This window comes from Magnetospirillum sp. SS-4, from assembly GCF_902729425.1.
Taxonomy (GTDB): Bacteria; Pseudomonadota; Alphaproteobacteria; order Rhodospirillales; family Magnetospirillaceae; genus Phaeospirillum.
The window spans coordinates 155,055-180,235 of sequence record NZ_CACVCH010000092.1; the positions used below are offsets into that span (position 1 = coordinate 155,055).

Below are 25,181 nucleotides of genomic sequence, written 5' to 3' on the forward strand. Positions count from 1 at the left end.
GCGGCGGGGCTCCTCTCCTATTGCACGGTCGGACGCGGCATGGGCGGTTCGTCGGACGGGACGGCGGGGGCGGCCGCCTGTGACGTCGGCTTGACCGGGGCGGGCAGGGGCTTGGCCTCGACATCCGGCAACGGCAGCGCGCTGTCGTTGGCGGCCGGCTTGGCCTCGGTCGCGGCGGGGGTTCTGACGGGAACCGGGGGCTGAAGGGCGGCGGGGGCCGGGGACGGCCCGTTCTCCAGCCTCGGCGTCAGGGCGATCATGACATTGTAGGCGAGGTTGCGGGCGACGTCGCCGATGCGGGGCGGCTTGCGGCCGCGCTCGAAGCCGGAAGACGTGGCCCGGTAGCGCTGGTCGTGGCGCTCGGGGCCGAACGAGTCGTCGTCCTCGTCGGGCAGGTCGAAGCCGCGCGCGGTGGCGACCGCCTGGCCGTCCTTGCGCCATTCCGGCAAGGAACGGCTGTTGACCATGGCCAGGATGGTGCCGGTTCGCACGTCGAGGATGCGGGCGCGCAGTTCATACCCCGAACCCGACTTGGCGGAATCGGCGACCAGCACCTCCACCAGCAGGTCGGACATGGTCTGCAACGCCATCACCTCGACGGTGCGGGGATCGAAATCCTCGGCGCCGGCTCCCATGATGCGCAGGATGGCGGCACGGTCCATCACCTCGGCGTTGGCGTTGAGGAAGGGTGAGACGAAGCCGTCCTGGAATTCCCATTCCCAGGTTTCCTCGGGATTGTCGCGGTCGGCGGAGCCGGCGGTCCGGCGCTGGGTCTCGGTGGCGGTCTGGGTGGTGCGTTGCTGTTTCAAGCTGTAATCGCCATCGGTGGCCCCGGTGGTGCGGGCGGTGGACACCGTGCGGCTGTCGCTGTGCCATTGGGTCAGGGTATCGGTCAACTGGCGGTTCCAGTAGAAAGCCAGGCGCGGCCGGCCGCCCTTGGCATACGATTCGGCGAAGTTCAGCACCACCTCGTCGCGACGGCGGAACGGGTCGGGCCGGGCGGCCCGGTCCAGGTCCGCGCCGGTCTCGGCCGATGCCGGGGGGGCGGCCTTGGCCGGCGGCTGATAGGGCGGGACCTTGCCTCCGACGGTCTGGGCGTCGGCGGCGAACGGCAGCAGCAGCAGCGCCGTCAGCAGCAGGGTGAACGGATGGCGGTTCATCGTGTTTCCCTCATCTCGATCAGGTAGTGCTCGACGGTCTGGGCGCCGATGGAGAATTCGTGATAACCGGTGACGGCGCGCGCCGGCAGGGCCAGGCGCCGCCAGGCGCTGGCCGGCTCGGACGGCGACAGGGCTCCGTCGTAGAACTGGGTTCTGGCCTCGGCGTTGAGTGGGAAGTCGGTGCAGTTGACCACCTGGGCCACCACCTCCACCGTTCCCGTCGCGGTGCGCCGGGCGGTGATGGCGCGGACATGCACCTTGTTGATGATGTTGGCATCGATGATGCTGGCCGAATTCAGCGGCATCTCCTTCAGGGGCGACGGTTCGCCCGGGATCATGGCCGGTCCCGGAACCAGATCGCGCTGGCTGGACACCCGTCCCATGTCGCAGTGGGGGGCCGGCTCCATGCCGGAGCAGCCGCCCAGCAGCAGCAGGCCGAGCAGCGGGGCGAGGAAAGCTCTCATGGGGGTGACTCCTTGGTTTCCCGGGGGGGAGACGTGGTGACCAGGACGACCGGCGGCGGGATGGTCACCGGGGTGGCCATGATATCGGCGGGAACGCTGTTGGGGGCGCGGGGATTGCGGGGCAGGGTGGCGGCGCCGTCCCTGATCCAGGCGAGGCCGCACCGTCCGGCCCGCTGGATGGCGACGCGATCCTGGCGCAGGACGTTTCCGCCGGGCGACAGGAACTCGACCCCAAGGGTCTTGACCCCGTCGGGCAGCGTCAGGGTCAGGCCGAGGACCCGGTCGGACAGGTTGTCCCAATAGCGGATATCGGCCTGGGCCTCGATGGTGCTGGCGAAGGCCTTGGACAGCAGGCCGATCACGGCGAGGCCGCCGGCCACCATGGCGGCGGCGGCGCGGGCGTCGTTCTCGTTTTCCCGCTGCTGCCGGGTCTTGCGGCCATAAGGGGAACCGCCACTGGTGGCGACGTTGGCGGCGACGACGGCTCCGACCAGGGCGGCGTCGCCGACGGTGTCTGCGGTGGACTTGAATTCCGCCTTGCCCTCCAAGATGGCGTCGAACGGCCTGCCGCCACGGGTGGAGGCCTGGTGGAAAATGTCTTCCAGCAGCAATGCCTGGCCGCCGTTGCCGGGGCGGCCGGGACGGTCGGGATCGTTCCAGACGATGCGGGCGGAGCCGGTGCCGGCGGTGCGGCGCAGGCGCAGGCGTGGACCGTCCGAGACCTTGACCGGCGCGCCGCCGGTTTCGACCAGCACCAGGACATTGTCGGTTCCACCGGGGAGGGGGGCGTCCTTGTTGAAATCCTTGAACTCGCGGTAATCCTCGGCCGCCAGCGCATCCTTGCCCGCGCAGTGGGCGGCCCAGCCCTGAAGGAACGGCATCAGGGCGAAGTCGGCGCGGTACTGCTCCTCCTCCGCCAGCGCGTCCTGGAGCATGCCGCCCTTGAAGCTGGCCCTGGCGTTGTCGTAATCGCCGTCGCGCAGGTAAAGCAGGCCGCGATAGTAATAGGCCATCACCCGCTCGTAGGGCTCGCCCTTGAAATCCTTGATCCGCTCCCCGGTCATCAGTCCCTGGGCCTTGCGGGTCTCGGGGGTGTCGGCATGGACGGCCTCGATGCCGGCCAGGGCGTCGTCGAACAGTTCGGCCGCCAACCGGTCACGGTTGCCCATGGCGAAGCTCGCCAGACCCAGCCGCATGTGGTTCAGGGTCCGGTTGCGCGGCCCCTGGGCCAGGGTGACGTAGAAATGCCTGTGCAGTTCGGCGGGCTTGTCGCTCAGATAGGAGTGGACCAGGGCGGCCTCGGGGACGGCTTCCCGCTCGCGCGCGGTGACGCAGCCGCCGGTCAGCGCCGCCATCAGCAGGCAGGTGGTCCAGCGCAAAGCCCCCACGACGGCCATGGCCGCGTTTCCTTAAGCCTAGGGTCAAGATCACCGGTAGATGATGTCGTCCTGTGCCGACTTGGCGAATTCGTAGATTCCGCTCCAGACGATTTCCGAGGTTTCCAGGTCGATCATCTCGAAGACGATCTGGCTGTAGCGCTGCATGGCGCCGCTTCTGGGATCGCGGGAATCGAGCGAGGTGATGCGTCCGCCCAGGCGATAGTCGCCGCCCTTCTGCGCCCTGGCGGCGGGCAGGCCGCCGCGGTCGACCGTGCCCTGGCGCTTCAACTCGCGTTCCTTGGCCACCATGTCGGCATAGTGGCGGCCGACGAACTGCATGCGGCCGGCCGCCGCGCGGTTGAGGCCGATGCGCAGGCGGTCGGTGATGGTGTTCTTGTTCAGCCGCGACGAGCTTTCGTTGTGGAAGTATTCGGAATCGATGATGACGCTGGGCGGCGTCGCGGCATTGGTCAGCCGGGGCTGGCTCAGCATGTCGCGCATCATCTGGTCGGTCATGCCGACGATGTCCTGGCTTTCGATGCCGACGCCCTTGACCGGACCGGAGGTGGCGGGGTCGATATAGACGGTCGGGGCGCCGGCGGTGTTGTCCACCTGCTGGCACGCGGCAAGCGACAGGCCCGCCACGATGACGGCAATTGCTGCGTGCGTTCGGCGCATGACGGTGTCTCCGGTTTCGGGCTGAACAGAGTTTCTCCCAGAATTGGGGCGATGATATGGCATTCCGGGGATGCTTGCATCACGTCACTGCGCTAAAGTCGGGAGGACGCTTATCGCTGGAGAACTATTCCACCGTGACCACGACACAACATGCCCTGCTGGTCGAGGACAGTCCGACACAGGCCCTGCTGATCATGGCCGAACTGGAACGGCTTCCCGGAATCGAGGTGGAGCACGCCACCAATCTGGCGTCGGCGCTGGAGGCCATCGCGAAGAAGCGCTTCGACGCCGTCTTCCTCGATCTGACCTTGCCGGATTCGGTCGGGGACGAGACGGTGCGGCGGTTCTGCGGCGCCGCGCCGGAACTGGCGGTGGTGGTTCTGACCAACCAGGACGACGACCAGCAGGCCATGTCGGCCCTGGAACAGGGCGCCCAGGACTACATGCTGAAGGCTCGCATCGATTCCTCCAGCCTGTCGCGGTCTCTGCGCTATTCCATCCATCGCAAGCGCGCCGAGATTCAGGTGCGCGACGCCCGCGACGCCGCCCTGGAGGCCAATCGCCAGCTGGAACGGCGGATGCGCCAGATCAATTGCCTCTATGGGGTGTCGCGGGTCCTGGAATCCCACGAACTGCCATTGCAGGTGGCGCTGGAGGAGGTGGCCTCGCTGGTGCCCTCCGCCTGGCTGCGCTCGGAAACCATCGGTGTCCGCCTGACCTGCCTGAACGGCCTGCTGCCCATGGGATACGTGGAAAGCCAGGGATTCGTCGAGACCCCATGGCGGCTGGAGGCGCAGGTCTTCGCCGGCTCCATTCCCGCCGGCCGCATCGAGATCTGCTGGACCGAGGGCCGGCCGGCCGAGGGGGACGAGGCCTTTGCCGCCACCGAGCGGGAACTGGTGCGCGAACTGGCGCGGCGGATCGGCCTGGCGATGGAACGGGCCTGCGTCCAGAAGGAACTGGTGCAACTGGCCACCACTGACTTTCTCACCGCCGCTTTCAACCGCCGCCATTTCCTGCAACTGGCGGGGGCGGAACTGGCCCGCGCCGGCCGCTACGGCCGGCCGGTCGCGGTGATGATGCTCGACATCGACCACTTCAAGCGCGTCAATGACGAACGCGGCCATGCCGCCGGCGACGAATCCCTGAAGGCCTTCGTCAACCTGCTCCGGGACGTGTTGCGCGATCAGGATCGCCTGGGGCGCATGGGGGGCGAGGAATTCGCGGTGGTGCTGCCGGAAACCTCCATGGAGGCCGCCATGGTGGTGGCGGAACGGGTGCGGTCCCGTCTGGCCCTGCTGGATATTCCGGTGGGAAGCGGTGCGCCGGTGCGCCTGACCACCAGCATCGGCATCGCCGAATGCAAGATCAGGGATGGCGAGGGACTGGAGGCCTGTCTCAGCCGGGCCGACGTGGCGCTGTACCGGGCCAAGGCCTTGGGGCGCAACCGGACCGAAGCGGCGGAGTAAGTCCGGTTACAGGCGGGCGCGGAAGGTTTCCAGCCAGTCCAGCCGGCTTTCCAACAGGGAAATGTCGTGGTCCAGCCAGGCGACCAGGGCGCTGTCGGGGCCGTCATCCAGGGCGTTGCCGCCCCGCAGGTCGACCAGACGGGCCAGTTCGGTCTCGACCCCCTCGATCAAAAGATCGATCTGGTCGCGGCGCTCGGCCGGGTCCAGCAGGTCGAGGAAGCGGACCTTCAGCGCCACCACCAGCTTGGACAGGTCGCTGGCCGGACGCAGGCGCGCCGTCAGCAGGGCGTGCAGTTCCCGCCGCCCGGCCGCCGAGATGGTCAGCAGGGCGTCGTCCTCCATGCCCTTGCCGTCGATGGCCTCCACCAGCCCTTCGTAGCGCAGCAATTCGATGGAGGTTCCCATTAATTCCAGCGACGGCCCCATGATGCGGCCGGTGAAATGCCTGACCGACCCCGCCAGCTCGCTGTAGCGCATGGGGCTGGCCGCGATGGTGCCCAGCGCGCACAGGCGAACGGCTTCCTTCGGGGTCAGGGTGTTGTCGGCGAACATGGCGCGTCTTTCGAACAAGGCGACGGTCGGCCAAATATAGTGGTTTCCTCCGCCCGCGTCCACCAGGACGGATTGCCGGCCGACAATGCCGCCAGGAAGAGATTTGGGCCGGCCTTGTTCAAGGGCCGGCCCGTGGTGTCGCGGGGGGAGGAGATTAGGTTCGCCCCCGCGATGCCGTCTCTTGCGGAGCGGACGCCCGCGCCATCGCTCGTCCCGCCTGAAGGCGGGGATTGACGGCACAACGAATTCCGACCCGAACCACTGACGCAGAATGCGCCATGGCGATGCCGGTGTCCAGCTAGATGTTGTGTCGAGAATGGATTTGCGCACTATATGTGCGCGGATGCGGGCGCGTCCGGGATTTCAGGCGCGGCCGCGCTCGATCTCGATGCCGACCGAGGCGGCTTCCGCGTAGACGTCCAGCTTCTCGACGCGGATGCGCGCGGTCTCGACCCGCTCATCCTCCAGGCAAAGTCCGGCGATATTTTCCGCCAGGGTCTCCACCAGATTGATGTGGCCTTCGGCCAGCATGGCCTTGATGCCGTCGATGACGTCTTCGTAGGACACCACGTTGGCGATGTCGTCGCTGAGGGGGCCTGCCTGTTCCAGCACGCTCATGTCGACGTTGATCCGCACCCGCTGGGGGGCCAGCCGTTCGTGGGCGTGGATGCCGATGGAGCATTTCAGCACCAGGTCGCGCACCAGGATGCGATAGAGCCGCCGGACCGGCGATGCCGCCGGATGGTTTTCTGCTTGCTTGCGATGCACGAACACGACGGGCCGGTTCCTTTGCGAAGAAAGCAGGGTCATAGCGCTTTCGGGAAGGCCGATGCAAGTGCCACGGGCCGGATGTCGCCGTCGTCGGGAAGGGCGGCCAGCAGGGAGGCGATGGTCCGGCCGGAGACGGGATGGATCAGCGTCGCGGCGATCTCGGCCAGCGGCGCCAGGGCGAAGCGGCGTTCGGCCAGCCGGGGATGGGGCAGGGTGAGGCGGTCGCCGTCCATCACAACGTCGTCGTAGAGCAGGATGTCGAGGTCGATCAGGCGGGGGCCATAGCGGACCGAGGCGACCCGGCCCAGCCGGTTCTCCAGGTCCTTGAGACGGTCCAGCAAGGCCAGTGGCGCCAGCGTCGTCTCTCCCGCCAGGGCCATGTTGAGGAAGGCCGGCTGGTCGGTGACGTAAAGCGGCGCCGTCTCCCACACCGTCGACACCTCCTCGATTCGCAGGACGTCGCCCAGCGCGGCGATGGCCTCGCCAAGATTGGCGGCGCGGTCGCCCAGATTGGTTCCCAGCCCGAGATAAGCGCGCGGCATGGGGTCAGGCGATGATGTCGGGAATCAGCAGGTTCTCCAGCCGGGCGATATCGTCCTTCAGCGCCAGCTTGCGCTTCTTCAGCCGCTGGAGGCGGATCTGGTCGAACTGGGGCTCGTCGGAAACGCGGGAGATCACATCGTCCAGGTCGCGGTGCTCGGTCTTCAGTTCGGCGAGGCGGCGGCGGACGTCTTCGAGATTGTCATCGATCATGGCGGGATTGAAACCTATTCGAGACCTGGACGGTAGCAGAACTCGCCGGGAAACGGTATGGGTAAGGTAGGGAATTCGGGAGAATCGACCATGGCTGACAAGCGTATAGGCATTCTGACCAGCGGCGGCGACTGCGCCGGCCTCAACGCCGCCTTGCGGGCGGTGGTCCATCGGGCCATCCGGAATTACGGCTGGAAGGTGTTCGGCATCCGTGACGGCAGTCTGGGACTGATGAAACGTCCGCTGGATTACATCGAACTCGATCTGTCGCTGGTGACCGGCGACATGCTGCGGCTGGGCGGCACCATTCTCGGCACCATCAACAAGGGCGACCCCTTCGCCTATCCCATGCCCGACGGCACCAAGAAGGACAGGTCGCAGGACTTCGTCGACGGCTACCGCGATCTCGGCATCGAGGCGCTGGTGGTGATCGGCGGCGACGGCTCCATGCGCATTCTCAACAATCTGTGCCGCAAGGGCGGCATTCCCATGGTCGGAATTCCCAAGACCATCGACAACGACGTCGCCCATACCGACTACGCCATCGGCTTCGCCACCGCCTTGAACGTCGCCGGCGAGGCCATCGACCGTCTGGCTCCCACCGCCGCCAGCCATCACCGGGTGATGATCCTGGAGGTGATGGGGCGCGATGTCGGCCACATCGCCATCAATGCCGGCATCGCCGGCGGCGCCGACGTGGTGCTGATCCCCGAGATTCCCTATTCCCTGGAAGGCATCGCCCGCAAGATCGACGAGGTTCGCCGGGAAGGCCGCAACCATGCCCTGCTGGTGGTGGCCGAGGGCTGTAAGACCGAGACCGGCGAGGCGGTGACCACGGTGCAGACCGGCGGCGAGAACCGCTATGGCGGCATCGGCCAGTATCTGGGGGCCCGCCTGTCCGAGATGGTGGATGCCGAGACCCGCGTTACCGTTCTGGGCCATGTCCAGCGCGGCGGCATGCCGTCCATGCGCGACCGCATCATCGCTTCCGCCTTCGGCATCCACGCCGTCGACCTGATCGCCCAGGGCAAGCTGGGCCGCATGGTGGCGTGGCAGCACGGCCAGGTGACCGACGTTCCCATCTCCGACGTGGCCGGGCTGACCCGGGCCATCGATCCCTACGGCACCCTGGCCCAGACGGCGCGCGGCCTTGGCATCTATATCGGCGAGATGGGGAGCTGACAAAGAAAGACCCCCGGCGCATGCACGGCGCCGGGGGTGTCCGCCCAGAGGTTGTGCCCCAAATTCACCCTCGGGCTCGTCCCAGACCAGTTCGTTCAGAGGAGGGATCGAACGCGAGGCGCCAGTGTAGGGGGCAAGGATGCCCCCGTCTGTGAAGCGGATCACACAGGCGAATGGCCGGGTGGTCAGGCGGTGTCGCGGTCGATCACCCGCACGGTGTCCGGGGGGCGGTAGCCGCCCATGCGGTCGAGCAGGGTCGCGGGGTCGCCGTCGACCATCACCATGTCGCGGTGGCGGGGCTTCAAAAAGCCCTCGGCGGTCATGTGGTCGAGGAAGGCGTGCAGGTGGGCGTAATAGCCGGCCACGTCCAGGAAGGCCAGCGGCTTGGCGTGCAGCCCCAACTGGCCCCAGGTCCACACCTCGAACAGCTCTTCCATGGTGCCGATGCCGCCGGCCAGGGCGATGAAGCCGTCCGACAGTTCGGCCATGGTGGCCTTGCGTTCGTGCATGCTGGCGACCACTCGCAATTCGGTGAGGTCGAGATGGCCGACCTCCCAGCGCATCAGCGCCTCGGGGATGACGCCGATGACCTTGCCGCCGGCGGCGAGGGCGGAATCGGCCACCACCCCCATCAGCCCGACATTGCCGCCGCCATAGACCAGCTCCAGGCCGGATTCGGCGATCAGGCGGCCGAGGGTGCGGGCCGATTCGGCGTATTCGGGGCGGTTGCCGAAGCTGGAGCCGCAGAAGACGCAGACCCGGCGCATCTCAGCCCCGCTCGCCGGACAATATCCAGTTGAAGGTCTTGACCGCTGCCGCCGGTCCCTGCGGGTGGTTCCAGATTCCGCCCGACACCGCCAGGAAATCGGCGCCGGCCTCGATCAGCGGCCGGCAATTCTCGGTGGTGATGCCGCCGATGGCGACGCAGGGGATGGTGAACAACTCGCTCCACCATTCCAGCAGGTCCGGACCGGCATGGAACTGAGGCTCCTTGGTCGTGGTGGGAAAGAAGGCGCCGAAGGCAACGTAATCGGCGCCCTTCTCGCCGGCTTCCATGGCGAGATGACGGGAATCGTGGCAGGTCACGCCGACGATGCCGTTGGCTCCCACCGCCTTGCGGGCGTCGGCATAGCTGGAATCGCTCTGGCCGATATGGACGCCGTCGCAACCGGTCTCGAACGCCAGATCGGGACGGTCGTTCAGCAGCACCGCCACGCCGCGCCGCTGGGCCACCGGGCGCAGCACGTCGACCACCCGGGCAAGGGCGTCGTCGTCCAGGCCCTTCAGCCTGATCTGGAGACAGGCGACGTCGCCGCCGTCCAGCGCTTCCTCCAGGGTCCGCACCCACTCGAACGGCTTGTCGATGCGAGACGGCGTGATCAGGTAGAGACGGCAGGGATCGCGTGAGATGGCGGGCCTCCATGGGCGCGGAAAGAGCTGGATCACTGTTGAACCACGATGATGGACGGGGCGCAATACCCGCTGGCTCCCTAAACACGGTCTTGGCTGGATTCGGGGCGTCCATGCTACCATGGCCCCTCCAATGACGCAGGAGTCCCGGTGAACCGCGATCTCGCCTATCCGGCCATGTGGACCGACGTGGTCGATCTTCGTGATTTCTACGGCGGCGGCCTGGGGCAGATGGCCCAGCGGCTGATTCGCCACCAGATACGCCTGATGTGGCCCGATCTCGGCGGTCTCCGGGTGATGGGGCTGGGATTCGCCCCGCCCTATCTGCGGGTGTTCCTGCCCGAGGCGGAGCGGGTGATCGCGGTGATGCCGGCCAGTCAGGGAGTCCTGCCCTGGCCGGCGGAGGGGCCGGGCCTGACAACCCTGGCCGACGAGACCGAATTGCCGCTGCCCGATCGATCCATCGACCGGCTGCTGATGGTCCACGCCCTGGAATCCACCGAGCAGGTCCGCGCCACGATGCGCGAGGCCTGGCGGGTCCTGGCCGACGGCGGCCGGTTGATGGTGGTGGTTCCCAACCGGCGCGGCATCTGGGCCAGACTGGAGCGGACGCCGTTCGGCAACGGCCGTCCCTACACCATGGGCCAGTTGAACCGCCTGCTGCGCGACAACATGTTCACCCCGGTGGCCAAGGGGGCGGCGCTGTTCCTGCCGCCCACCGGCTCGCGCATGCTGCTGCGCTCGGCCCCGGCGGTGGAGAAGGTCGGCCGCCGGTGGTTCGAGGGGGTTGGCGGCGTCCTCGTCGTCGAGGCGGCCAAGCAGATCTATGCCGGCAGCGGGCTGCGCGAGGTCAGGGTCCGGCGGCGCGGCTATCTGCCGGTGGCCGAGGGACTGTCGCGACGGGGTGATTTCCTGCCGTGACGGGGCTCAGGCGTGGCCGGCGTCGGGCGACAGCAATCCGACATCGATTCCCAGCTTGTGGATCGCCTGCTCGTACTTGTGTTCCAGATCGCGGCCGAACAGCAGGTCCGGGTCGGCGGGAACGTTGAGCCAGGCATTCTCCCTGATCTCGGAATCCAGCTGTCCCGATCCCCAGCCGGCATAGCCCAGGGCCAGCAGGCTCTGGCGGGGGCCGGCGCCCTCGGCGATGGCGCGCAGCACGTCGACGGTGGCGGTCAGCGCCACGCCGCCCGACACCATCATGGTGTTTTCCTGGACGTAGTCGTCGGAATGCAGCACGAAGCCGCGCCCGCTTTCCACCGGCCCGCCGGAATGGACGCGAATCTGCTCGCAGGCCGGGGTGGCGGGAATGTCGAGCTGCCCCAGCAGCTGGGGAAAGGTGATGCCGCCGAACAGGCGGTTGACCACGATGCCCATGGCGCCGTCGGCGTTGTGGGCGCACAGATAGACGACGGTTCGGGCGAACCGTTCGTCCTCCATCCGGGGCATGGCGATCAGGATTTGTCCGGCGAGATAGCCGGTGGTCTTTTGCATGGGCATACCCTTGAGATAGGCCGGCTTCGTCCGGAAAGCAAGTCCGCAGCTTATTTGCGGTTTCCCCGGGGAACCAGATGCTGCCTCCCCGGCCCGATCAGGTCGGAGCGGCCCATGCGGACCAGCGCGTCGCGCAGGATCGGCCAGTTCTCGGGATCGTGCCAGCGCAGGAAGGCCTTGTGCAGGCGCCGCTGCTTCAGCCCCCTGGCGGTGAAGACCCGCCCCGACTCCCGCCGTACCGGCCGCATCGGATCGTAGCCGCTGTAATACATGGCGGTGGCCAGCGACATCGGCGTCGGCAGGAAGGTCTGGACCTGATCCAGCTTGAAGCCGTTCTTCTTCAGCCACAAGGCGAGGTTCAGCATGTCCTGGTCGCTGGTGCCGGGATGGGCGGCGATGAAATAGGGGATGAGATAGAGTTTTCGCCCCGCCTTGCCGGCCGAGGCCTCGAACAGGGCGCGAAAACGTTCGAAGGTTTCGATGCCCGGCTTCATCATCCGGGCCAGCGGCTCTTCCTCGGTATGCTCGGGGGCGATCTTCAGATAGCCGCCCACATGGTGGCTGACCAGTTCGTCCACATAGGCGGGGCTGCGCACCGCCAGATCGTAGCGGACGCCCGAGCCGATGCTGATCCGGGCGATTCCGTCCACCTTGCGCGCCGCGCGGTACAGTTCGATCAGCGGCTGGTGGTCGGTGTTCAGCATGGTGCAGATTTCCGGATGGACGCAAGACAGCCGCCGACACACCGCCTGGGTGGCGGGGTCGCGGCAGCCCAGGCGCCACATGTTGGCGGTGGGGCCGCCCAGATCGGAAATCTGGCCGGTGAACCCCTTGGTCCTGTCGCGGATCGCCTCGATCTCGCGCAGGATCGAAGCCGGCGAGCGGCTCTGGATGATGCGGCCCTCGTGCTCGGTGATCGAGCAGAACGAACAGCCGCCGAAACAGCCGCGCAGGATGTTGACCGAGAAGCGGATCATCTCCCAGGCGGGAATTTTCGCGCCGCCATAGGCCGGATGGGGCGCGCGGGCAAAGGGAAGGTCGTAGACGGCGTCCAGTTCGGCGGTGGAGAGCGGCAGGGGCGGCGGTTCCAGCCACACCTCCTTGTCGCCGTGGCGTTGCGTCAGGGCGCGGGCGTTCAGCGGATTGCTCTCCTGATGCAGCACCCGCGAGGCCTGGGCATAGAAGATCGGATCGTCCCTGACCTGCTCGAACGAGGGCAGCCGCACCACCACCTTGTCGCCATGGGCGCCCCGGCTGGCCTGGTCCAGATGGGACCCGTCGGCCACCACCCAATCTCCGGGCACCGTGTCGCGGATTGTGGCGGTGCCGCGCAGGCCGGTCATTCCCTTGATCGATTCGCCGGCGGCGGCGCGACGGGCGACCTCGACGATGGCGCGCTCGGCATTGCCGAACAGCAAGATGTCGGCCTTGGCGTCCAGCAGGATCGAGCGGCGCACCTTTTCCGACCAGATGTCGAAATGGGCGATGCGGCGCAAGCTGGCCTCGATGCCGCCCAGCACCACGGGGACGTCCCTGTAGGCCTCGCGGCAGCGCTGGGCGTAGACGATGACGGCGCGGTCAGGACGCTTTCCGCCCTGGCCGTCCGGGGTGTAGTTGTCGTCGCTGCGGATACGGCGGTCCGAGGTGTAGCGGTTGACCATGGAATCCATGTTGCCGGCCGTCACCCCGAAGAACAGCCGCGGCCGCCCCAGCGCCCGGAACGGTTCCGGCCCGCTCCAGTCGGGCTGGGCGATGATGCCGACGCGCAATCCCCGGGATTCCAGCAGGCGGCCGACGATGGCCATGCCGAAGCTGGGATGGTCCACATAGGCGTCGCCGGTCACCAGCACCACGTCGCATTCATCCCAGCCGAGCCGGTCCATCTCGGCCCGGGACATGGGCAGGAACGGCGCGGCGGCGGTCGGGGGGCGGGACTGGCTCATCGCGCTTACATACCACGAAAGTGCCGGATTTCCGCAATGGCGACGGGGTGGGGGCTATGCCATAGTTCGGTGGGGGAGGCCGCCCGGCGACGGCGGCGCCAAGCTCTGGGAGGGCAGGGAATTGAAGCCGCTTCTGTCATTGAGTGCGCTGATCGACGGGCTGAATGAACGTATTGGGCTGGCGGTGCGATGGCTGATCCTGGTCATGGTGGTGATCAGCGCCGGCAACGCCTCGGTCCGCTATCTTTTCAACACCAGTTCCAATGCCTGGCTTGAGGTGCAGTGGTACCTGTTTTCGGCGGTGTTCCTGCTGTGCTCCGGCTATACCCTGCTGCGCAACGAGCATATCCGCATCGACGTGGTGTCCGGCCGCCTGTCGCGCCCGCTCCAGATATGGATCGACATCCTGGGAACCGTCTTCTTCCTGTTTCCGGCGATCATCCTGATCATGTGGCTGTCCTGGCCGATGTTCATGAATTCGTTCCTGCAAGGAGAGATGTCGGGCGATGCCGGCGGCTTGCTGCGATGGCCGGTAAAGCTGCTGATCCCCATCGGCTTCCTCCTGCTCCTGATTCAAGGGATGTCCGAACTGATCAAGAAGATCGCCATCCTGACCGGCGACATTCCCGACCCCGGCGAACACGGCCACCATCATCACACCTCGGCCGATGGAGACGCCGCATGACCGCGTTTCTGATCGCCAACATGGCGCCGCTGATGTTCGGCGCCCTGGTCGTGTTCCTGCTGATGGGCTATCCGGTCGCCTTCGCCCTGGCCGCCAACGGCATCATCTTCGGCCTGCTGGGCATGGAACTGGGGTTGTTGAATTCCCAGCTGTTCCAGGCGTTGCCGGAACGGGTGTTCGGCATCATGCGCAACGACACCTTGCTGGCCATTCCGTTCTTCACCTTCATGGGGCTGATCCTGGAACGAAGCGGCATGGCCGAGGACCTGCTGGACACCATCGGCCAGTTGTTCGGTCCCATCCGGGGCGGCCTCGCCTACGCGGTGGTGTTCGTCGGCGCCCTGCTGGCGGCGACCACCGGCGTGGTGGCGGCCTCGGTGATCTCCATGGGGCTGATCTCGCTGCCGATCATGCTGCGCTACGGCTATGACCGGCGCATCGCCACCGGCGTCATCGCCGCCTCCGGCACCCTGGCCCAGATCATTCCGCCGTCGCTGGTCCTGATCATCATGGCCGACCAACTGGGCCGCTCGGTCGGCGACATGTATGCCGGCGCCTTCATTCCCGGTTTCGTGCTGACCGCGCTTTACGCCGGCTACATCTTCATGCTGACCATGATCTATCCCAAGGCGGCGCCGGCCTTGCCGCTGGAGGCGCGTTCGCTGCGGGGGATGGCGCTGATCATCCGTTCCGTCACCTGCCTGCTGCCGCCGCTGGTGCTGATCTTCCTGGTGCTGGGCACCATCTTCCTCGGCATCGCCACTCCGACCGAGGGAGGCGCCATGGGGGCGTCGGGCGCCCTGATCCTGGCCCTGAGCAAGCGCAAGCTGAGCTGGTCCCTGCTGAAGCAGGCGATGGACACCACCGCCAAGCTGTCCACCTTCGTGCTGTTCATCCTGGTGGGATCGACGGTGTTCGGCTTGGTGTTCCGCGGCGTTGACGGCGACCTGTGGGTCGAGCATCTGCTGACCGGCCTGCCTGGCGGGGTGCTGGGGTTCCTGATCGTCGTGAACGTGCTGGTGTTCGTGCTGGCCTTCTTTCTTGATTTCTTCGAACTGGCCTTCATCCTGGTGCCGCTGCTGGGGCCGGTGGCCGAGAAGCTGGGCATCGACCTGATCTGGTTCGGCGTCCTGCTGGCGGTGAACATGCAGACGTCGTTCATGCATCCGCCGTTCGGTTTCGCCCTGTTCTACCTGCGCAGCGTGGCGCCGCGCTCGGACTACATCGACAAGATCACCAACAAGATGACCGCCAAGGTGACCACCGGCCAGATTTACTGGGGGGCGGTGCCGTTCGTGGTGATCCAGGTGATCATGGTCGGCCTGGTCATCGCCTTTCCCAACATGGTCACCGGCGGACTGGACAAGACCAAGGCGTTCGACGCCTCGAAGATTCAGATCGAGGTTCAGCAGGAGGATTATGGCGGCGGGACCGGCATGTACGGCGACGACGAGGAGAAAGAGAAGAAGTAGACGAAAAAAGCCCCGGAACCCGAGGTTCCGGGGCTTTTGCGCGAACCTGCCGGCATTACTTCTTGGGGATGCCGTGCAGCATGAAGCTGTCGAATCCGGCCTCGGCGACGCGGAACCAGGCGTGCTGGTCGGCCTGGAACGCCGTCCAGCTGTCGAACATCTTCTTGAAGGTGGGGTTCTTGGCCGATTCCTCGGCATAGGTTTCCTGGGCGGCCTTGTAGCAGGCGACCATGATGTCCTTGGAGAAGGGGCGCAGCTTGGTGCCGGACGCGATCAGCTTCTTCAGGGCCAGCGGATTGTAGACGTCGTACTTGGCCAGCATGTCGATGTTGGCTTCGGCGCAGGCGGCGGTCAGGACCGCCTGATAGGCCTTGGGCAGCTTGGCCCACTGGTCCAGGTTGACCATGAAGGAGACGTTGGGACCGCCTTCCCACCAGCCGGGATAGTAGTAGTAGGGCGCCACCTTGTTGAAGCCCAGCTTCTCGTCGTCATAGGGGCCGACCCATTCGGCGGCGTCGATGGTGCCTTTTTCCAGGGCCGGATAGATGTCGCCGCCGGCGATCTGCTGCGGCACGACGCCAAGCTTGCTCATCACCTTGCCGGCATAGCCGCCGATGCGGTACTTGAGGCCCTTCAGGTCGTTGACGGTCTTGATCTCCTTGCGGAACCAGCCGCCCATCTGGGTCCCGGTATTGCCGCCGGGAAAGGTGATGACGTTGTAGGTCTTCATGAATTCGTGAATCAGCTTGAGACCGCCGCCGTGATACAGCCAGGCGTTCTGCTGGCGGGCGTTGAGGCCGAACGGCAGGGCCGCGTCGAAACCGAAGGTGGCGTCCTTGCCGATGTAGTAGTAGCTGACGGTGTGGCCGCATTCGACGGTGCCGTTCTGGACCGCGTCCAGCACCTGAAGGCCGGGGACGATCTCGCCGCCGGCGAAGACGCGAATCTGGAACTTGCCGTCGGTGGCCTCGGCCACCCGCTTGGCCATGACCTCGGCGCCGCCGTAGATGGTGTCGAGGCTCTTGGGGAAGCTGGAGGCCAGGCGCCACTTCACCTCGGGCATGGTCTGGGCGATCGCCGGGGCCGCGATGGTGGTGGCGGCCGCGCCGACGGCGGCCGTCGTCAGGAATTTCCGTCTCTGCATTGACGTCTCCTTGTCGTTTCCTGCCGGTGGGTCCGGCAATGAGCGCAATATCCTACAGCATGGGGATGACGGCGCAATCCACAAGACAGGGGGGAGTCAGGGGCCGGTCTCCGCCCCTTCCTGGTGCAGCAGCGGCAAGATGACGTGAAAGGTTGTGCCCGCGCCGATGGCGCTGTCGACGGCGATGGCGCCGCCCATGTTGGCGACGATGCCCTGGACCACCGACAGCCCCAATCCGGTTCCCTGGCCCACCGGCTTGGTGGTGAAGAAGGGGTCGAATATCTTGGCGATGACGGATCGGCTCATGCCGCTGCCGGTATCGCCGACCTTGATCTCCACATGTTCCCGATCGGGGTCGAGGATGGCGAGCGGATTGACCACGGCTTCATCGCCGCTGGCGGCGACCGAATGTATCTGCCGGGACAGGGCGGCAAGTTCAAGGGGCGACAGCTGGTTCAGCGCCAGGACCAGGGTGCCGGCCCCATCCATGGCGTCGCGGGCGTTGTTGGCCAGATTGAGCAGGACCTGCTGTATCTGCCCCGCGTTGGCGACGGCGACGGCCCTGTCGACGTTGCGGCCGTGCTGGATGCGGATGGTCGGGGGAAGGGTCGACGTGGCCAGACCGACAAAGGATTCGAACACCGGCACCAGATCGATGGCGCCCGCCTCCTTTTGCTCCTTGCGGCAATAGGCGAGGACATTGCGGACGATGTCCCGGCTGTTCTTGGCGGCGTCGATGATGCGTTGCACCCGTTCGGCGTTCTTCCGGTCCAGCGCCACCGAACGGGCCACCATCTCGGCCCCCATCAGGATTGGACCCAGCATGTTGTTGAGTTCGTGGGCGATGCCGCCGGCCAGCCGCCCCAGCGCTTCCAGCTTTTGCCCCTCGTGCAGCATGCTTTCCAGTTGCCGGCGTTCCCGGGTGGCCTGGGTGGCCTCGGTGATGTCCTCGATGAAGCACAGGACCGAGTGGCTGTCGGTGTCGAGGTCGGTGGAAAACTGGGTGATGGTCAGGCGCCAGTGGCGTTCGGCCCCGTCGGGAAGGTTGGGATGGCAGACCACGCAACAGGAAAGGCCCAGGGGAGGCGGGGCCGACAGCGGCGGCATGACGAGATTGGGGACGAACCTGAACAGGCTGACCCCCAGCAGGGTGTCGTAATCGCTGCCGGCCATGGTTTCGAAAGCCGGGTTGTAGAACTGGATGGTGCCGTCCGGGGCGACGACGACGATGCCCAGCGAGGCGGCGGCGAAGGCGACGCGCAGCCGCTTCTCGCTTTCCTCCAGCCGTTTCTCGGCGGTCCGGCGCAAGGTGATGTCGCGGCCGATGACGATCAGGGACAGTTTGCCGTCGCTGCGCACCTCGCTGACCGTCATCTCGAACGGAAAGCTGGTGCCGTCGCGGCGGCGGGCGGTGATCTCGGCGTTGCCGCCGTGGTTGGCGGCCAGGTCGGCGTCGTCGAATCCGGGCTGCCGCGGCGGATCGATCAGTTCGTTGAACGGCCGCCCCGTCAATTCCTCGGCCAGATAGCCGAAATTGCGCTCGGCGGCGGCATTGCTCCAGGTGATCCGGTCCTCTCCCAGGATGAAGATGCAGTCCTCGGCGTGGTCCATCAGCATCTGGAGCTGGACTTCGGCCCGCATGCGCGGCGTGTTGTCCAGCCACAGCCCGTCCCAGGCGATTCCCCCGCCGGCCAGCCGACGCGGCCGTGACGTTCCCTGGAACCAGCGGGTCTCGCCGGCGGCGGTGATGGCCCGGAACTGCTCGGCGCAAGGCTCCATCGCCGCCGCCGAGGCCCGGATGGCGGCGACGTGGGCATCGCGGTCGGCCCAGTGGACGATGCTCAACGCTCCCTTGGCGTTGACCGCCATCTGGTCGGGGGGGTAGCCGAGAATCCCGGCGGTGTTGGCCGACATCCAGGGATAGGAGACGATTCCGTCGGCGGTCATGTGGCGGCGCCAGGCGATCCCGCCGAGATCGGCCAGCAGGTCGAGCGATACCGGCGGAAACGGCGAAGGGGCGTCCACGTCATCCGCCGGGACGGCGGCGGCCGATCCTGCAACGATCATGCGCTGCCTGCCTTCAAGTGATCGATGGGTTTACCCGGAGGCGATAGTGTAGCATACGCTGAAGTGTAGCATAGGCTGACGGGGCGGGCGCAATGGCCCGGTCCCGGACAGGGGGGGAGGTTCAGTGGCGGGACGCGCCCATGTGGTGGTGATCGGCAACGAGAAGGGGGGATCGGGCAAGACCACCGTCGCCATGCATCTGGCGGTGGGGTTGTTGCGGCTGGGGTTTCGGGTCGGCTGCATCGACCTGGATCACCGCCAGCAATCCCTGGGCCGTTATATCGCCAACCGGCAGGATTGGATCGGGCGCAGCAAGGTGGTGCTGCCGGTTCCGGTGCTGGGGGCGGTGTCACAGTCCGTCTCCGACCTCAAGTCCGAATCCGTGGCCGAGGAATGCCGGGCTTTCGACGGCGTTCTGGCCGGGCTGGGCGAGACCGCCGATTTCATCGTGGTCGATTGTCCCGGCGCCGACGCGCCGCTGGCCCGTCACGCCCATACCCACGCCGACACCCTGATCACCCCCATCAACGACAGCCTGCTCGACCTGGATCTGCTGGGGCAGCTCGACCCGGTCAGCCGCGAGCTGAAACGGTCCGGCGTTTACGCCAACCTGGTGTGGGAATTGCGGCAAGAACGCCGCAAGCGCCATAAATCCGGCATCGATTGGGTGGTGACCCGCTCGCGGCTGTCGGCGCTGGTGGACCGCAACAAGCTGATGATGGCCGAAGTGCTTCCGCAGATGCAGCGGGTTCTCGGTTTCCGGCTGGCCGAGGGCTTCGGCGAGCGGGTGATCTACCGCTACATGTTCCTGTGGGGGCTGACGGTGCTGGACGTGGAACAGGCCTGCATCGGCATGGAGATGACCAAATCCCACCAATCCGCCCTGGACGAGGTCTGCGCCCTGCTGGCCAATCTGTGGCTGCCCCGGGTCAACGAACGCCTGGACCGGTTGAGGCCGCCGGCGGGGCGGTGACGTCGGCGTTCCGGCGCCTCCCCTGGCTGGGAGGGAGGCGCCGGTCTCCCCCGCCTACTGGATGCGCTTCAGCAGAACCCGGATGTCGGGATGATGGTCGAAGGGGTCGATCACCCAGCCCACGTCCTTGATGCTGTACCATTTGCCGCTACGGGTCTTGACCGAGGTTCCCACCTTGGGGAACATGTCCCACTCGAAGAACTTGTTCAGTTCACTCTTGTCGAAGGATTCAGAGATAACGTAGCGCATGATACACCAGCCATAAGATTGTCATAAACCGATGATCATATTCTGGCACGGCTTGTATTGTTATTCTATGAACTGGTTAACAGAACGGATTTGCATAAAATTTTACGATATATATTCAATGCGTGTTGTCCGAGCATATAATTTTTCCGTCCGCCCGTTGAACGCTGGTTGCGCAAGTGTCACCTTAAAACCGTGGAAGACCACGCGGGGCAGACCGATGCAGCCACCCGTCTATTTCAGTCGGACCTATGACGAGACCTTGGATTTGATGGTCGAGGCGCGGAACTACCTGGCTTGGTCCGACCGGATGCCGCGCCGTCACCCCGATGGCCTGGCGTCGCTCCGCATGTGCTGCGAGGCCATGCGGGTGACGTCGCGGCTGGCGCAGGTGATGGCGTGGCTGCTGGCCCAGCGCGCGGTCCACGAAGGCGAGATCACCCAGGAACAGGCGCTGTCGGACCAGTGGCGCCTGTCGGGCGGCGAGATATGTCTCGACGAAAGTTTCGGCGAGGATTCCGCCTTGCCCAATGGCTTGCGCAGCCTGATGGACCGCAGCTACCGGCTGTACGTGCGGGTGGCGCGGCTGGAGGAGATGATGATGCGGCGGGTGCTGCACTGAGTCTTCGTCAGTACTTGACTTCCCACAACTGGATCTTGTCGCGGAACCCCTTGAGGGAGTGCATGCCGGCATCGACGAAGGCAAGCCCCTTGGTGCCGGACAGATCCTTGACCACCTGGGTGCACAGGGTCTGGTCGGACTGGGTGGCGGCGCAGACGCGGGCGGACAATTGGACGGTGGAGCCGAACAGGTCGTCCTCTTCCTGGATGGGTTCGCCGGAATTGAGGCCGATGCGCAGATGCAGCGGCAGATTGGGCTGCTTCTCGTTGTGGATGGCGACCTGGCGCTGAATCTGGACGGTGGCGTCGACCGCGTTGGCGGCGGAAGCGAACGAGGCCATGATGCCGTCGCCGGTATGCTTGACCTCACGGCCGGCGAACTGGGTGAGCGCGGTGCGGACGATGGCGTTGTGCTTGCGCACCACCTCCTGGGCCGCCAGATCGCCGCGCGCCTGGGTAAGGTCGGTCGATCCCACCATGTCGGTGAACATCACGGTCATGATGGACGGCTTCTTCTCGGTGGCCGGCCTGTTCCAGTCCTTGATCAAGGCCTGAAGGGCGTATTGCGGCGTGCCCTCGTCGCCGGACACCCAGGATTCCATGCCGGAACGACCGGTCTGGATGACCTTCTTGTAGCGTTCCTCCCCCGTGTATTCGCCCACCTTGTCGTGGAACTCCCCGGCGATGTCGGCGGGGGTTCCCAGCTTCATCAGGGCGGCTTTCAGCAAGGCGCGCTGGGCGTCGTGGTCCAGCCCCCTGATGGCGGCCAGGCCCTGGACCGCTCCCGCCATGTAGAGGTTGAGGGCGAAGCGGTTGTATTTGTCCAGTTGCGGCGACACCTTGCGCACCGTCTCGATGGCGTGATCGAGGAAACGGGCGCTGACGTCCTTGTCGGATTCCTGGGCGGCGCCTCCCTTGCCCTTGGGCTTCTTGGCGGGCTCGGCCTCGGCCGGCGGCGGCGTCAGCGGCGGCGGCTCCTCGTCCGGTCCGGGCAGGATCTCGGGCAGGACCTCTTCGTCCGCGCCGAAGGTATAGGGCTCCTCCGGTTCGTCGTCGGCCCATTTGTCGGGAATCTGTTCGCTGGCGGCCTGACTGGCCAGCTTGTTGAGGGATTTTTTCAGCTTGGCGTCCACCTGGGCCTTGGCCGCTGGTACGGGGCGGGCGTTCATGGCGAATTGCGGCTTGCGAATGGCCAGGTTGGCGTTGCGTGGAATGAAGCGCAGTCCCAGCGGCACGCCGGTCATCAGGAAGACCAGGGTGAAGACCACGAACAGCAATTGTCCGTATTCGTCGGCGGTGACGCGGAAGCCGAAATCGTAGAGAAAGGTGACGATCGCCGGCAGAACCCGCAGGGCGCCGAGCCCCAGTCCGGCCGCCACCAGAAGGATGACGGTCAGGCGGAGGATGACGGCGGCGGCGCCGATCCCCGATCCGCCGTGGGAAACCGTGCGCCGGGCGGCAACGGCCTTGCCGCCGCGCCCCTTGCCGCCCGAGGCCTTGCCGCCGCCGGTTCCGCCGCCGCCGCCGCCGCCACCGCCGGCTCCGGCGGCGATACTGCCCTTCTTGGGCTTGGCGACGGTATGGCCGCTGATGTAGACGTCGGCTTCGTCGAAATTGTTGTTGTCGGTGTTGTAGGTCTCGCGGATGACCTTGACCCGCACGCCCAGCGTGGATTCCAGTTCCTTGGCCTCGCGGACAGCCTCGTCCCGCTCCAGGCGCGGAAAGCGCGCATGAAGCATCCAGCCTCGGCCTTCAAGGACGTAGACCTCAAAATGGACGATGATCATGGTGCCATGAGCCCAATACTACCTGAGTTTGCTCTAATCCCTTCGGCAAGTGATGTCCACAGCAAACGCCTTCGGCCGGCAACATGCCGGCCGAATACTTGTTCCTTGGTATCTTTATGTGGGAATTGTCGGCGCGGGCCGCAACCGGCCGCGTCGCCGACCGGGCATCAGGTGTTGGTCGACTTGATGCCGAAACCCTCGAACCGCTTCTTGAACTTGGCGAGCTGGCCGCCGGTATCCACCAGACGATGCACGCCGGTCCAGGCCGGATGCGACTTGGGGTCGATGTCCAGGCGCAGAGAATCGCCGGCCTTGCCCATGGTCGACCGGGTCTTGAACTCGGTGCCGTCGGTCATCACCACGGTGATCTCGTGGTAGTCGGGGTGAATATTGTCCTTCATGGCCTGCAACTCCGCAAATCGAAGGCGCCTCTATAACCAAAACGCCGGACCTGCGCAAGCCTTTAAGGCGGCGAAACGAACTCCTCCAGAGCCTTGGTCTTGTTCAGGGTGATCTGGCCGCGCCCCAGGGTGACGATGCCCACCTGTTCCCATTTGGACAGCACCTTGTTGACGCTTTCGCGACTGATGCCCAGATGGTCGGCGACTTCCTGCTGCGACAGGCGGATGGTGGCTGGGCCCTGGGGATGATCGCGGCTGCCCATGGTGGCGTCCAGCACCAGCAAGTGCTTGGCGAGGCGGCCGGGCAGGGACATGAACACCACGTCCTCCAGCAGGTCGTCGGCGCGGCGCACCCGGTCGCACAATACCTTCAGCAGATGCAGGGACTGGATGGGGTGGCGCTGGAGAAAGGCGTGGACGTCCTTGCGGTCGATGGCCAGCAATTCGCTGGTCTCCATGGCGGTGGCGTCGGCCGAGCGGGCTCCGCCGTCGAGAACGGCGATCTCGCCGAACAATTCGCCCGGCCGGATCATGCCATAGGTGACCTCGCGCCCCTCGGCCGACAGAACGCCTATGCGAATCAACCCCTTGGCCACAAGATAAAGACGGTCGCCGGGGTCGCCCTTGGAAAACAGGATCTCGCGGGGGTCGACCGAGATGGTCTTGGCCTTGGCGGCCAGTTCGTCCAGCAGCGATGGTGGAATGGCAGCGAACAGCGGCGTCCTCGCCAGCATCTCGCGTCGTCGTTGCAGTGTTTCGCTCATGGGCCGGGTTCTCCCTCAGCCGGAACTTCAGCCCATCCGGCGCAGACGGTCAAGATATTGATCGACCTCGGTGCGCATGATGGCCGCCTTGACCGACAGGGCGTCGGCGGAGCGGTTGAGTTCGCCGGCGGCGCTGCTGGACACTCCCAGCGCCTCGATGGCGCTGTTGACCGACGACGTCACCGCCTTGGCGCCCGAGGCGGCCTCGCCCACATGGCCGGCGATGGTGGAGGTGGCGCCGGTCTGGGCCTCGACCGAATGGCGGACCTCGGTGGCCACCTCGTTGATTCCCCCCACCGCGTCGACGGTGCGGTTGATGGTGGCGACGGCGTCGTTGGTGGCGTCCATCGCCTCCTTCACCGACAGGGCGATTTCCTTGGTGGCGCGGCTGGTCTGCTCGGACAGGTTCTTGATTTCCTGGGCGACCACGGCGAATCCCCGGCCGGCGGCGCCGGCCCGGGCCGCCTCGATGGTGGCGTTGAGCGCCAGCATGCGGGTCTGCCGCGCGATGGTGTCGATGGTCTCGCCGATCTTGCCGATGCGGCCGGCCACCCCCAGCAACTGGCGCATGGCTGCGTCGGTGGCCCGCGCCGCGTCGGCCGCCTGTTCCGCCACCTGCGAGGTGCGGACCACGTTGTCGCGGATGTGGCCGATGGATTCGGCCAATTGGGTGGTGTTGGCGGCGATGTTGTCGACGCTGTAGGCGGCCTCCTCGGCGGCGGCGGCCATGTTGACCGTCTCGAAATCCATGTGCGACAGGCGCCGCAGCATTTCGTCGGAATGGGTTTTCAGTTCCAGGGCCATGGCCCCGACCTCGTCCACCACCAGCTTGATGGATTTCTCGAAACCGGAGGCCAGGTCCTGGGCTTCCTTGGCGCGGTTCTGGGTGGCGGCGGCGAAGTAATCGTGGGTCACCACCGACAGGTCCAGCATCACCACGCGCTGCAAGGCCGACATCACGCCTTCCGAGCCGTGGCGGGTGGCGAAGATCTGCGACAGCGCCCGGTTGGCGCCGGCCGACGTCATGGCCTGGTACCACGATGCGCCCAGGTCCATATAGGCCAGCATGAATCCCAGTTGCTGGGCGGTGGCGTTGTAGTCGGCGGTGAACTCGCCGCGATAGAGGCTGCTCCAGTGCTCGGTCAGCACGCCCGACAGGGTGGAGCGGGCATCGTCGGTCAGCTTCTCTCCGTAGGGGGGGAATTGCTGCACCCAGGCCAGCGCCTCGGCCACCAGTCCGGGCATGCCGTCCACCACCTTGCCGGTGGCGGCGCGCAAGGTGGCGGCGGTGCCGTCGCTGACGGCGAACAGCTCCTTGGTCTGTTCCACCCGTTCCTTCATGCTGAGGGCGGGGGGGGCTCCTGACTCGGCCGGTTCGGAATCGTCGTCGAAGAACAAATCGCCTCCGCCCGAGTCGGCGGGAACCTTGGGAGGCGGCGTCGGATCGTCGCCGAACAGTTCGAAATCATCACTCATCTGAATTCATCTGGTCCGTGGCGCCCCTGTTTCCTGTCGGGTCAACCTTATCCAAGGTATGGCTGTTACGAAAGCGAAACTTGGTATGACCACGACCTTCGAAAACTTCCGTCACGCTTGATCACGCATCGGCGGACTTGGCGTCGGCGACGGAATGTCTTATGAAGGCAGACTGGCTGATCGCGCTCCATGTGATCGGGCAAGGGGCGTTCGTGCCCTGAGCATGGGCTGTGTCTTGGATTTTGTCGCGATTTCCCAAGGGATTGCGCGGTGGTGAAAGGGAACCGAAG

At 66.1% G+C, this 25,181-nt stretch carries 26 protein-coding genes; 7 read left to right on the forward strand and 19 right to left on the reverse strand.

All coding sequences use genetic code 11. From position 1 onward, the window contains the following. Nucleotides 1–17: 17 nt before the first annotated feature. From MTBSS4_RS16890 to MTBSS4_RS16905, 4 genes are read right to left on the reverse strand one after another with little or no spacing between them, the layout of a single operon-like run. Nucleotides 18–1,160 carry a hypothetical protein gene (locus tag MTBSS4_RS16890; RefSeq protein ID WP_173984565.1) on the reverse strand — a complete coding sequence of 381 codons (1,143 nt, stop codon included), beginning with the start codon at nt 1,158–1,160 and terminating at the stop codon, nt 18–20. After that, nucleotides 1,157–1,624: a hypothetical protein gene (locus MTBSS4_RS16895; RefSeq protein ID WP_173984566.1), complete on the reverse strand. Its 468-nt coding sequence runs from the start codon at nt 1,622–1,624 to the stop codon at nt 1,157–1,159. The genes MTBSS4_RS16890 and MTBSS4_RS16895 overlap by 4 nt, the downstream gene beginning before the upstream one ends. Next, nucleotides 1,621–3,021, reverse strand: a complete 1,401-nt coding sequence (locus MTBSS4_RS16900) for a hypothetical protein (protein WP_254432617.1) — start codon at nt 3,019–3,021, stop codon at nt 1,621–1,623. The genes MTBSS4_RS16895 and MTBSS4_RS16900 overlap by 4 nt, the downstream gene beginning before the upstream one ends. A gap of 30 nt (nt 3,022–3,051) precedes the next feature. Beyond that, nucleotides 3,052–3,681, reverse strand: a complete 630-nt coding sequence (locus MTBSS4_RS16905) for a penicillin-binding protein activator LpoB (protein ID WP_173984567.1) — start codon at nt 3,679–3,681, stop codon at nt 3,052–3,054. A gap of 134 nt (nt 3,682–3,815) precedes the next feature. Between MTBSS4_RS16905 and MTBSS4_RS16910 the strand changes: the two genes are divergently transcribed. Then, on the forward strand, nt 3,816–5,150 hold the full coding sequence (locus MTBSS4_RS16910; protein ID WP_173984568.1) for a diguanylate cyclase: 1,335 nt from the start codon (nt 3,816–3,818) through the stop codon (nt 5,148–5,150). Nucleotides 5,151–5,156: 6 nt separating this feature from the next. On the opposite strand, the gene MTBSS4_RS16915 is transcribed toward MTBSS4_RS16910, so the two are convergent. The 4 genes from MTBSS4_RS16915 to MTBSS4_RS16930 all read right to left on the reverse strand — a co-directional run bounded on the left by MTBSS4_RS16915 (nt 5,157) and on the right by MTBSS4_RS16930 (nt 7,226). Beyond that, on the reverse strand, nt 5,157–5,702 hold the full coding sequence (locus MTBSS4_RS16915; RefSeq protein WP_173984569.1) for a hypothetical protein: 546 nt from the start codon (nt 5,700–5,702) through the stop codon (nt 5,157–5,159). 363 nt (nt 5,703–6,065) lie between these two features. After that, complete coding sequence (locus tag MTBSS4_RS16920; protein ID WP_254432618.1) at nt 6,066–6,512, reverse strand: dihydroneopterin aldolase; 447 nt, start codon at nt 6,510–6,512, stop codon at nt 6,066–6,068. After that, nucleotides 6,509–7,015, reverse strand: coding sequence for a 2-amino-4-hydroxy-6-hydroxymethyldihydropteridine diphosphokinase (folK, locus tag MTBSS4_RS16925; protein WP_173984570.1), 507 nt, complete (start codon nt 7,013–7,015; stop codon nt 6,509–6,511). The genes MTBSS4_RS16920 and folK overlap by 4 nt, the downstream gene beginning before the upstream one ends. A gap of 4 nt (nt 7,016–7,019) precedes the next feature. Beyond that, complete coding sequence (locus MTBSS4_RS16930) at nt 7,020–7,226, reverse strand: YdcH family protein (protein WP_173984571.1); 207 nt, start codon at nt 7,224–7,226, stop codon at nt 7,020–7,022. A 90-nt stretch (nt 7,227–7,316) separates the two neighbouring features. Here MTBSS4_RS16930 and MTBSS4_RS16935 point away from each other — a divergent pair, with 90 nt between their 5' ends. Then, the gene (locus MTBSS4_RS16935; RefSeq protein ID WP_173984572.1) at nt 7,317–8,408 is read left to right on the forward strand and encodes an ATP-dependent 6-phosphofructokinase; all 1,092 of its coding nucleotides are present in this window, start codon (nt 7,317–7,319) and stop codon (nt 8,406–8,408) included. Between the two features lie 185 nt (nt 8,409–8,593). Here the strand turns inward: MTBSS4_RS16935 and MTBSS4_RS16940 are convergent, their stop codons facing one another. Both MTBSS4_RS16940 and thiE read right to left on the reverse strand, forming a co-directional pair. Continuing rightward, nucleotides 8,594–9,175, reverse strand: coding sequence for a TIGR00730 family Rossman fold protein (locus MTBSS4_RS16940; protein ID WP_173984573.1), 582 nt, complete (start codon nt 9,173–9,175; stop codon nt 8,594–8,596). Nucleotide 9,176: 1 nt separating this feature from the next. Beyond that, complete coding sequence (gene thiE, locus MTBSS4_RS16945; RefSeq protein WP_254432619.1) at nt 9,177–9,854, reverse strand: thiamine phosphate synthase; 678 nt, start codon at nt 9,852–9,854, stop codon at nt 9,177–9,179. A 141-nt stretch (nt 9,855–9,995) separates the two neighbouring features. On the opposite strand from thiE, the gene MTBSS4_RS16950 reads away from it, so the two are divergent. After that, nucleotides 9,996–10,739 carry a class I SAM-dependent methyltransferase gene (locus MTBSS4_RS16950; protein WP_173984616.1) on the forward strand — a complete coding sequence of 248 codons (744 nt, stop codon included), beginning with the start codon at nt 9,996–9,998 and terminating at the stop codon, nt 10,737–10,739. A 6-nt stretch (nt 10,740–10,745) separates the two neighbouring features. On the opposite strand, the gene MTBSS4_RS16955 is transcribed toward MTBSS4_RS16950, so the two are convergent. Together MTBSS4_RS16955 and MTBSS4_RS16960 are read right to left on the reverse strand one after the other, a co-directional pair. Next, on the reverse strand, nt 10,746–11,318 hold the full coding sequence (locus MTBSS4_RS16955) for a YqgE/AlgH family protein (protein ID WP_173984575.1): 573 nt from the start codon (nt 11,316–11,318) through the stop codon (nt 10,746–10,748). Nucleotides 11,319–11,362: 44 nt separating this feature from the next. Further along, complete coding sequence (locus tag MTBSS4_RS16960; protein WP_254432620.1) at nt 11,363–13,255, reverse strand: YgiQ family radical SAM protein; 1,893 nt, start codon at nt 13,253–13,255, stop codon at nt 11,363–11,365. Nucleotides 13,256–13,376: 121 nt separating this feature from the next. On the opposite strand from MTBSS4_RS16960, the gene MTBSS4_RS16965 reads away from it, so the two are divergent. Continuing rightward, a complete protein-coding gene (locus MTBSS4_RS16965; RefSeq protein ID WP_173984576.1) occupies nt 13,377–13,940 on the forward strand; it encodes a TRAP transporter small permease subunit in 564 nt (187 codons plus the stop codon). Beyond that, nucleotides 13,937–15,412 (forward strand): TRAP transporter large permease subunit, encoded by a 1,476-nt coding sequence (locus tag MTBSS4_RS16970; protein WP_173984577.1) that lies wholly within the window; start codon nt 13,937–13,939, stop codon nt 15,410–15,412. Before MTBSS4_RS16965 ends, MTBSS4_RS16970 begins: the two co-directional genes overlap by 4 nt. Nucleotides 15,413–15,467: 55 nt before the next feature. On the opposite strand, the gene MTBSS4_RS16975 is transcribed toward MTBSS4_RS16970, so the two are convergent. Continuing rightward, nucleotides 15,468–16,556 (reverse strand): TRAP transporter substrate-binding protein, encoded by a 1,089-nt coding sequence (locus tag MTBSS4_RS16975; protein WP_173984578.1) that lies wholly within the window; start codon nt 16,554–16,556, stop codon nt 15,468–15,470. 96 nt (nt 16,557–16,652) lie between these two features. After that, nucleotides 16,653–18,623 carry a PAS domain S-box protein gene (locus MTBSS4_RS16980; protein WP_173984579.1) on the reverse strand — a complete coding sequence of 657 codons (1,971 nt, stop codon included), beginning with the start codon at nt 18,621–18,623 and terminating at the stop codon, nt 16,653–16,655. Between the two features lie 124 nt (nt 18,624–18,747). Here MTBSS4_RS16980 and MTBSS4_RS16985 point away from each other — a divergent pair, with 124 nt between their 5' ends. Further along, entirely contained in the window at nt 18,748–19,596 is an 849-nt protein-coding gene (locus tag MTBSS4_RS16985) for a division plane positioning ATPase MipZ (RefSeq protein ID WP_173984580.1), read from the forward strand. A 54-nt stretch (nt 19,597–19,650) separates the two neighbouring features. On the opposite strand, the gene MTBSS4_RS16990 is transcribed toward MTBSS4_RS16985, so the two are convergent. Continuing rightward, a complete protein-coding gene (locus tag MTBSS4_RS16990; RefSeq protein ID WP_173984581.1) occupies nt 19,651–19,845 on the reverse strand; it encodes a hypothetical protein in 195 nt (64 codons plus the stop codon). Nucleotides 19,846–20,062: 217 nt separating this feature from the next. Here MTBSS4_RS16990 and MTBSS4_RS16995 point away from each other — a divergent pair, with 217 nt between their 5' ends. After that, nucleotides 20,063–20,464: a DUF1465 family protein gene (locus MTBSS4_RS16995; protein WP_173984582.1), complete on the forward strand. Its 402-nt coding sequence runs from the start codon at nt 20,063–20,065 to the stop codon at nt 20,462–20,464. A gap of 7 nt (nt 20,465–20,471) precedes the next feature. On the opposite strand, the gene MTBSS4_RS17000 is transcribed toward MTBSS4_RS16995, so the two are convergent. The 4 genes from MTBSS4_RS17000 to MTBSS4_RS17015 form a co-directional block, all read right to left on the reverse strand. Then, complete coding sequence (locus tag MTBSS4_RS17000; protein WP_254432621.1) at nt 20,472–22,202, reverse strand: adenylate/guanylate cyclase domain-containing protein; 1,731 nt, start codon at nt 22,200–22,202, stop codon at nt 20,472–20,474. A 215-nt stretch (nt 22,203–22,417) separates the two neighbouring features. After that, nucleotides 22,418–22,651 (reverse strand): 50S ribosomal protein L31, encoded by a 234-nt coding sequence (gene rpmE, locus MTBSS4_RS17005; protein ID WP_173984584.1) that lies wholly within the window; start codon nt 22,649–22,651, stop codon nt 22,418–22,420. A 62-nt stretch (nt 22,652–22,713) separates the two neighbouring features. Further along, nucleotides 22,714–23,415 (reverse strand): Crp/Fnr family transcriptional regulator, encoded by a 702-nt coding sequence (locus MTBSS4_RS17010; protein WP_254432622.1) that lies wholly within the window; start codon nt 23,413–23,415, stop codon nt 22,714–22,716. A 27-nt stretch (nt 23,416–23,442) separates the two neighbouring features. After that, nucleotides 23,443–24,891, reverse strand: coding sequence for a methyl-accepting chemotaxis protein (locus tag MTBSS4_RS17015; RefSeq protein WP_173984585.1), 1,449 nt, complete (start codon nt 24,889–24,891; stop codon nt 23,443–23,445). Nucleotides 24,892–25,181 lie beyond the last annotated feature (290 nt).

Coding starts and splice junctions, on each gene's coding strand:
- MTBSS4_RS16890 (WP_173984565.1), bottom strand. CDS start 1,160: ATGAACCGCCATCCGTTCACCCTGCTGCTGACGGCGCTGCTGCTGCTG.
- MTBSS4_RS16895 (WP_173984566.1), bottom strand. CDS start 1,624: ATGAGAGCTTTCCTCGCCCCGCTGCTCGGCCTGCTGCTGCTGGGCGGC.
- MTBSS4_RS16900 (WP_254432617.1), bottom strand. CDS start 3,021: ATGGCCGTCGTGGGGGCTTTGCGCTGGACCACCTGCCTGCTGATGGCG.
- MTBSS4_RS16905 (WP_173984567.1), bottom strand. CDS start 3,681: ATGCGCCGAACGCACGCAGCAATTGCCGTCATCGTGGCGGGCCTGTCG.
- MTBSS4_RS16915 (WP_173984569.1), bottom strand. CDS start 5,702: ATGTTCGCCGACAACACCCTGACCCCGAAGGAAGCCGTTCGCCTGTGC.
- MTBSS4_RS16920 (WP_254432618.1), bottom strand. CDS start 6,512: ATGACCCTGCTTTCTTCGCAAAGGAACCGGCCCGTCGTGTTCGTGCAT.
- folK (WP_173984570.1), bottom strand. CDS start 7,015: ATGCCGCGCGCTTATCTCGGGCTGGGAACCAATCTGGGCGACCGCGCC.
- MTBSS4_RS16930 (WP_173984571.1), bottom strand. CDS start 7,226: ATGATCGATGACAATCTCGAAGACGTCCGCCGCCGCCTCGCCGAACTG.
- MTBSS4_RS16935 (WP_173984572.1), top strand. CDS start 7,317: ATGGCTGACAAGCGTATAGGCATTCTGACCAGCGGCGGCGACTGCGCC.
- MTBSS4_RS16940 (WP_173984573.1), bottom strand. CDS start 9,175: ATGCGCCGGGTCTGCGTCTTCTGCGGCTCCAGCTTCGGCAACCGCCCC.
- MTBSS4_RS16950 (WP_173984616.1), top strand. CDS start 9,996: ATGTGGACCGACGTGGTCGATCTTCGTGATTTCTACGGCGGCGGCCTG.
- MTBSS4_RS16955 (WP_173984575.1), bottom strand. CDS start 11,318: ATGCCCATGCAAAAGACCACCGGCTATCTCGCCGGACAAATCCTGATC.
- MTBSS4_RS16960 (WP_254432620.1), bottom strand. CDS start 13,255: ATGAGCCAGTCCCGCCCCCCGACCGCCGCCGCGCCGTTCCTGCCCATG.
- MTBSS4_RS16970 (WP_173984577.1), top strand. CDS start 13,937: ATGACCGCGTTTCTGATCGCCAACATGGCGCCGCTGATGTTCGGCGCC.
- MTBSS4_RS16975 (WP_173984578.1), bottom strand. CDS start 16,556: ATGCAGAGACGGAAATTCCTGACGACGGCCGCCGTCGGCGCGGCCGCC.
- MTBSS4_RS16980 (WP_173984579.1), bottom strand. CDS start 18,623: ATGATCGTTGCAGGATCGGCCGCCGCCGTCCCGGCGGATGACGTGGAC.
- MTBSS4_RS16990 (WP_173984581.1), bottom strand. CDS start 19,845: ATGCGCTACGTTATCTCTGAATCCTTCGACAAGAGTGAACTGAACAAG.
- MTBSS4_RS16995 (WP_173984582.1), top strand. CDS start 20,063: ATGCAGCCACCCGTCTATTTCAGTCGGACCTATGACGAGACCTTGGAT.
- MTBSS4_RS17000 (WP_254432621.1), bottom strand. CDS start 22,202: ATGCTTCATGCGCGCTTTCCGCGCCTGGAGCGGGACGAGGCTGTCCGC.
- rpmE (WP_173984584.1), bottom strand. CDS start 22,651: ATGAAGGACAATATTCACCCCGACTACCACGAGATCACCGTGGTGATG.
- MTBSS4_RS17010 (WP_254432622.1), bottom strand. CDS start 23,415: ATGAGCGAAACACTGCAACGACGACGCGAGATGCTGGCGAGGACGCCG.
- MTBSS4_RS17015 (WP_173984585.1), bottom strand. CDS start 24,891: ATGAGTGATGATTTCGAACTGTTCGGCGACGATCCGACGCCGCCTCCC.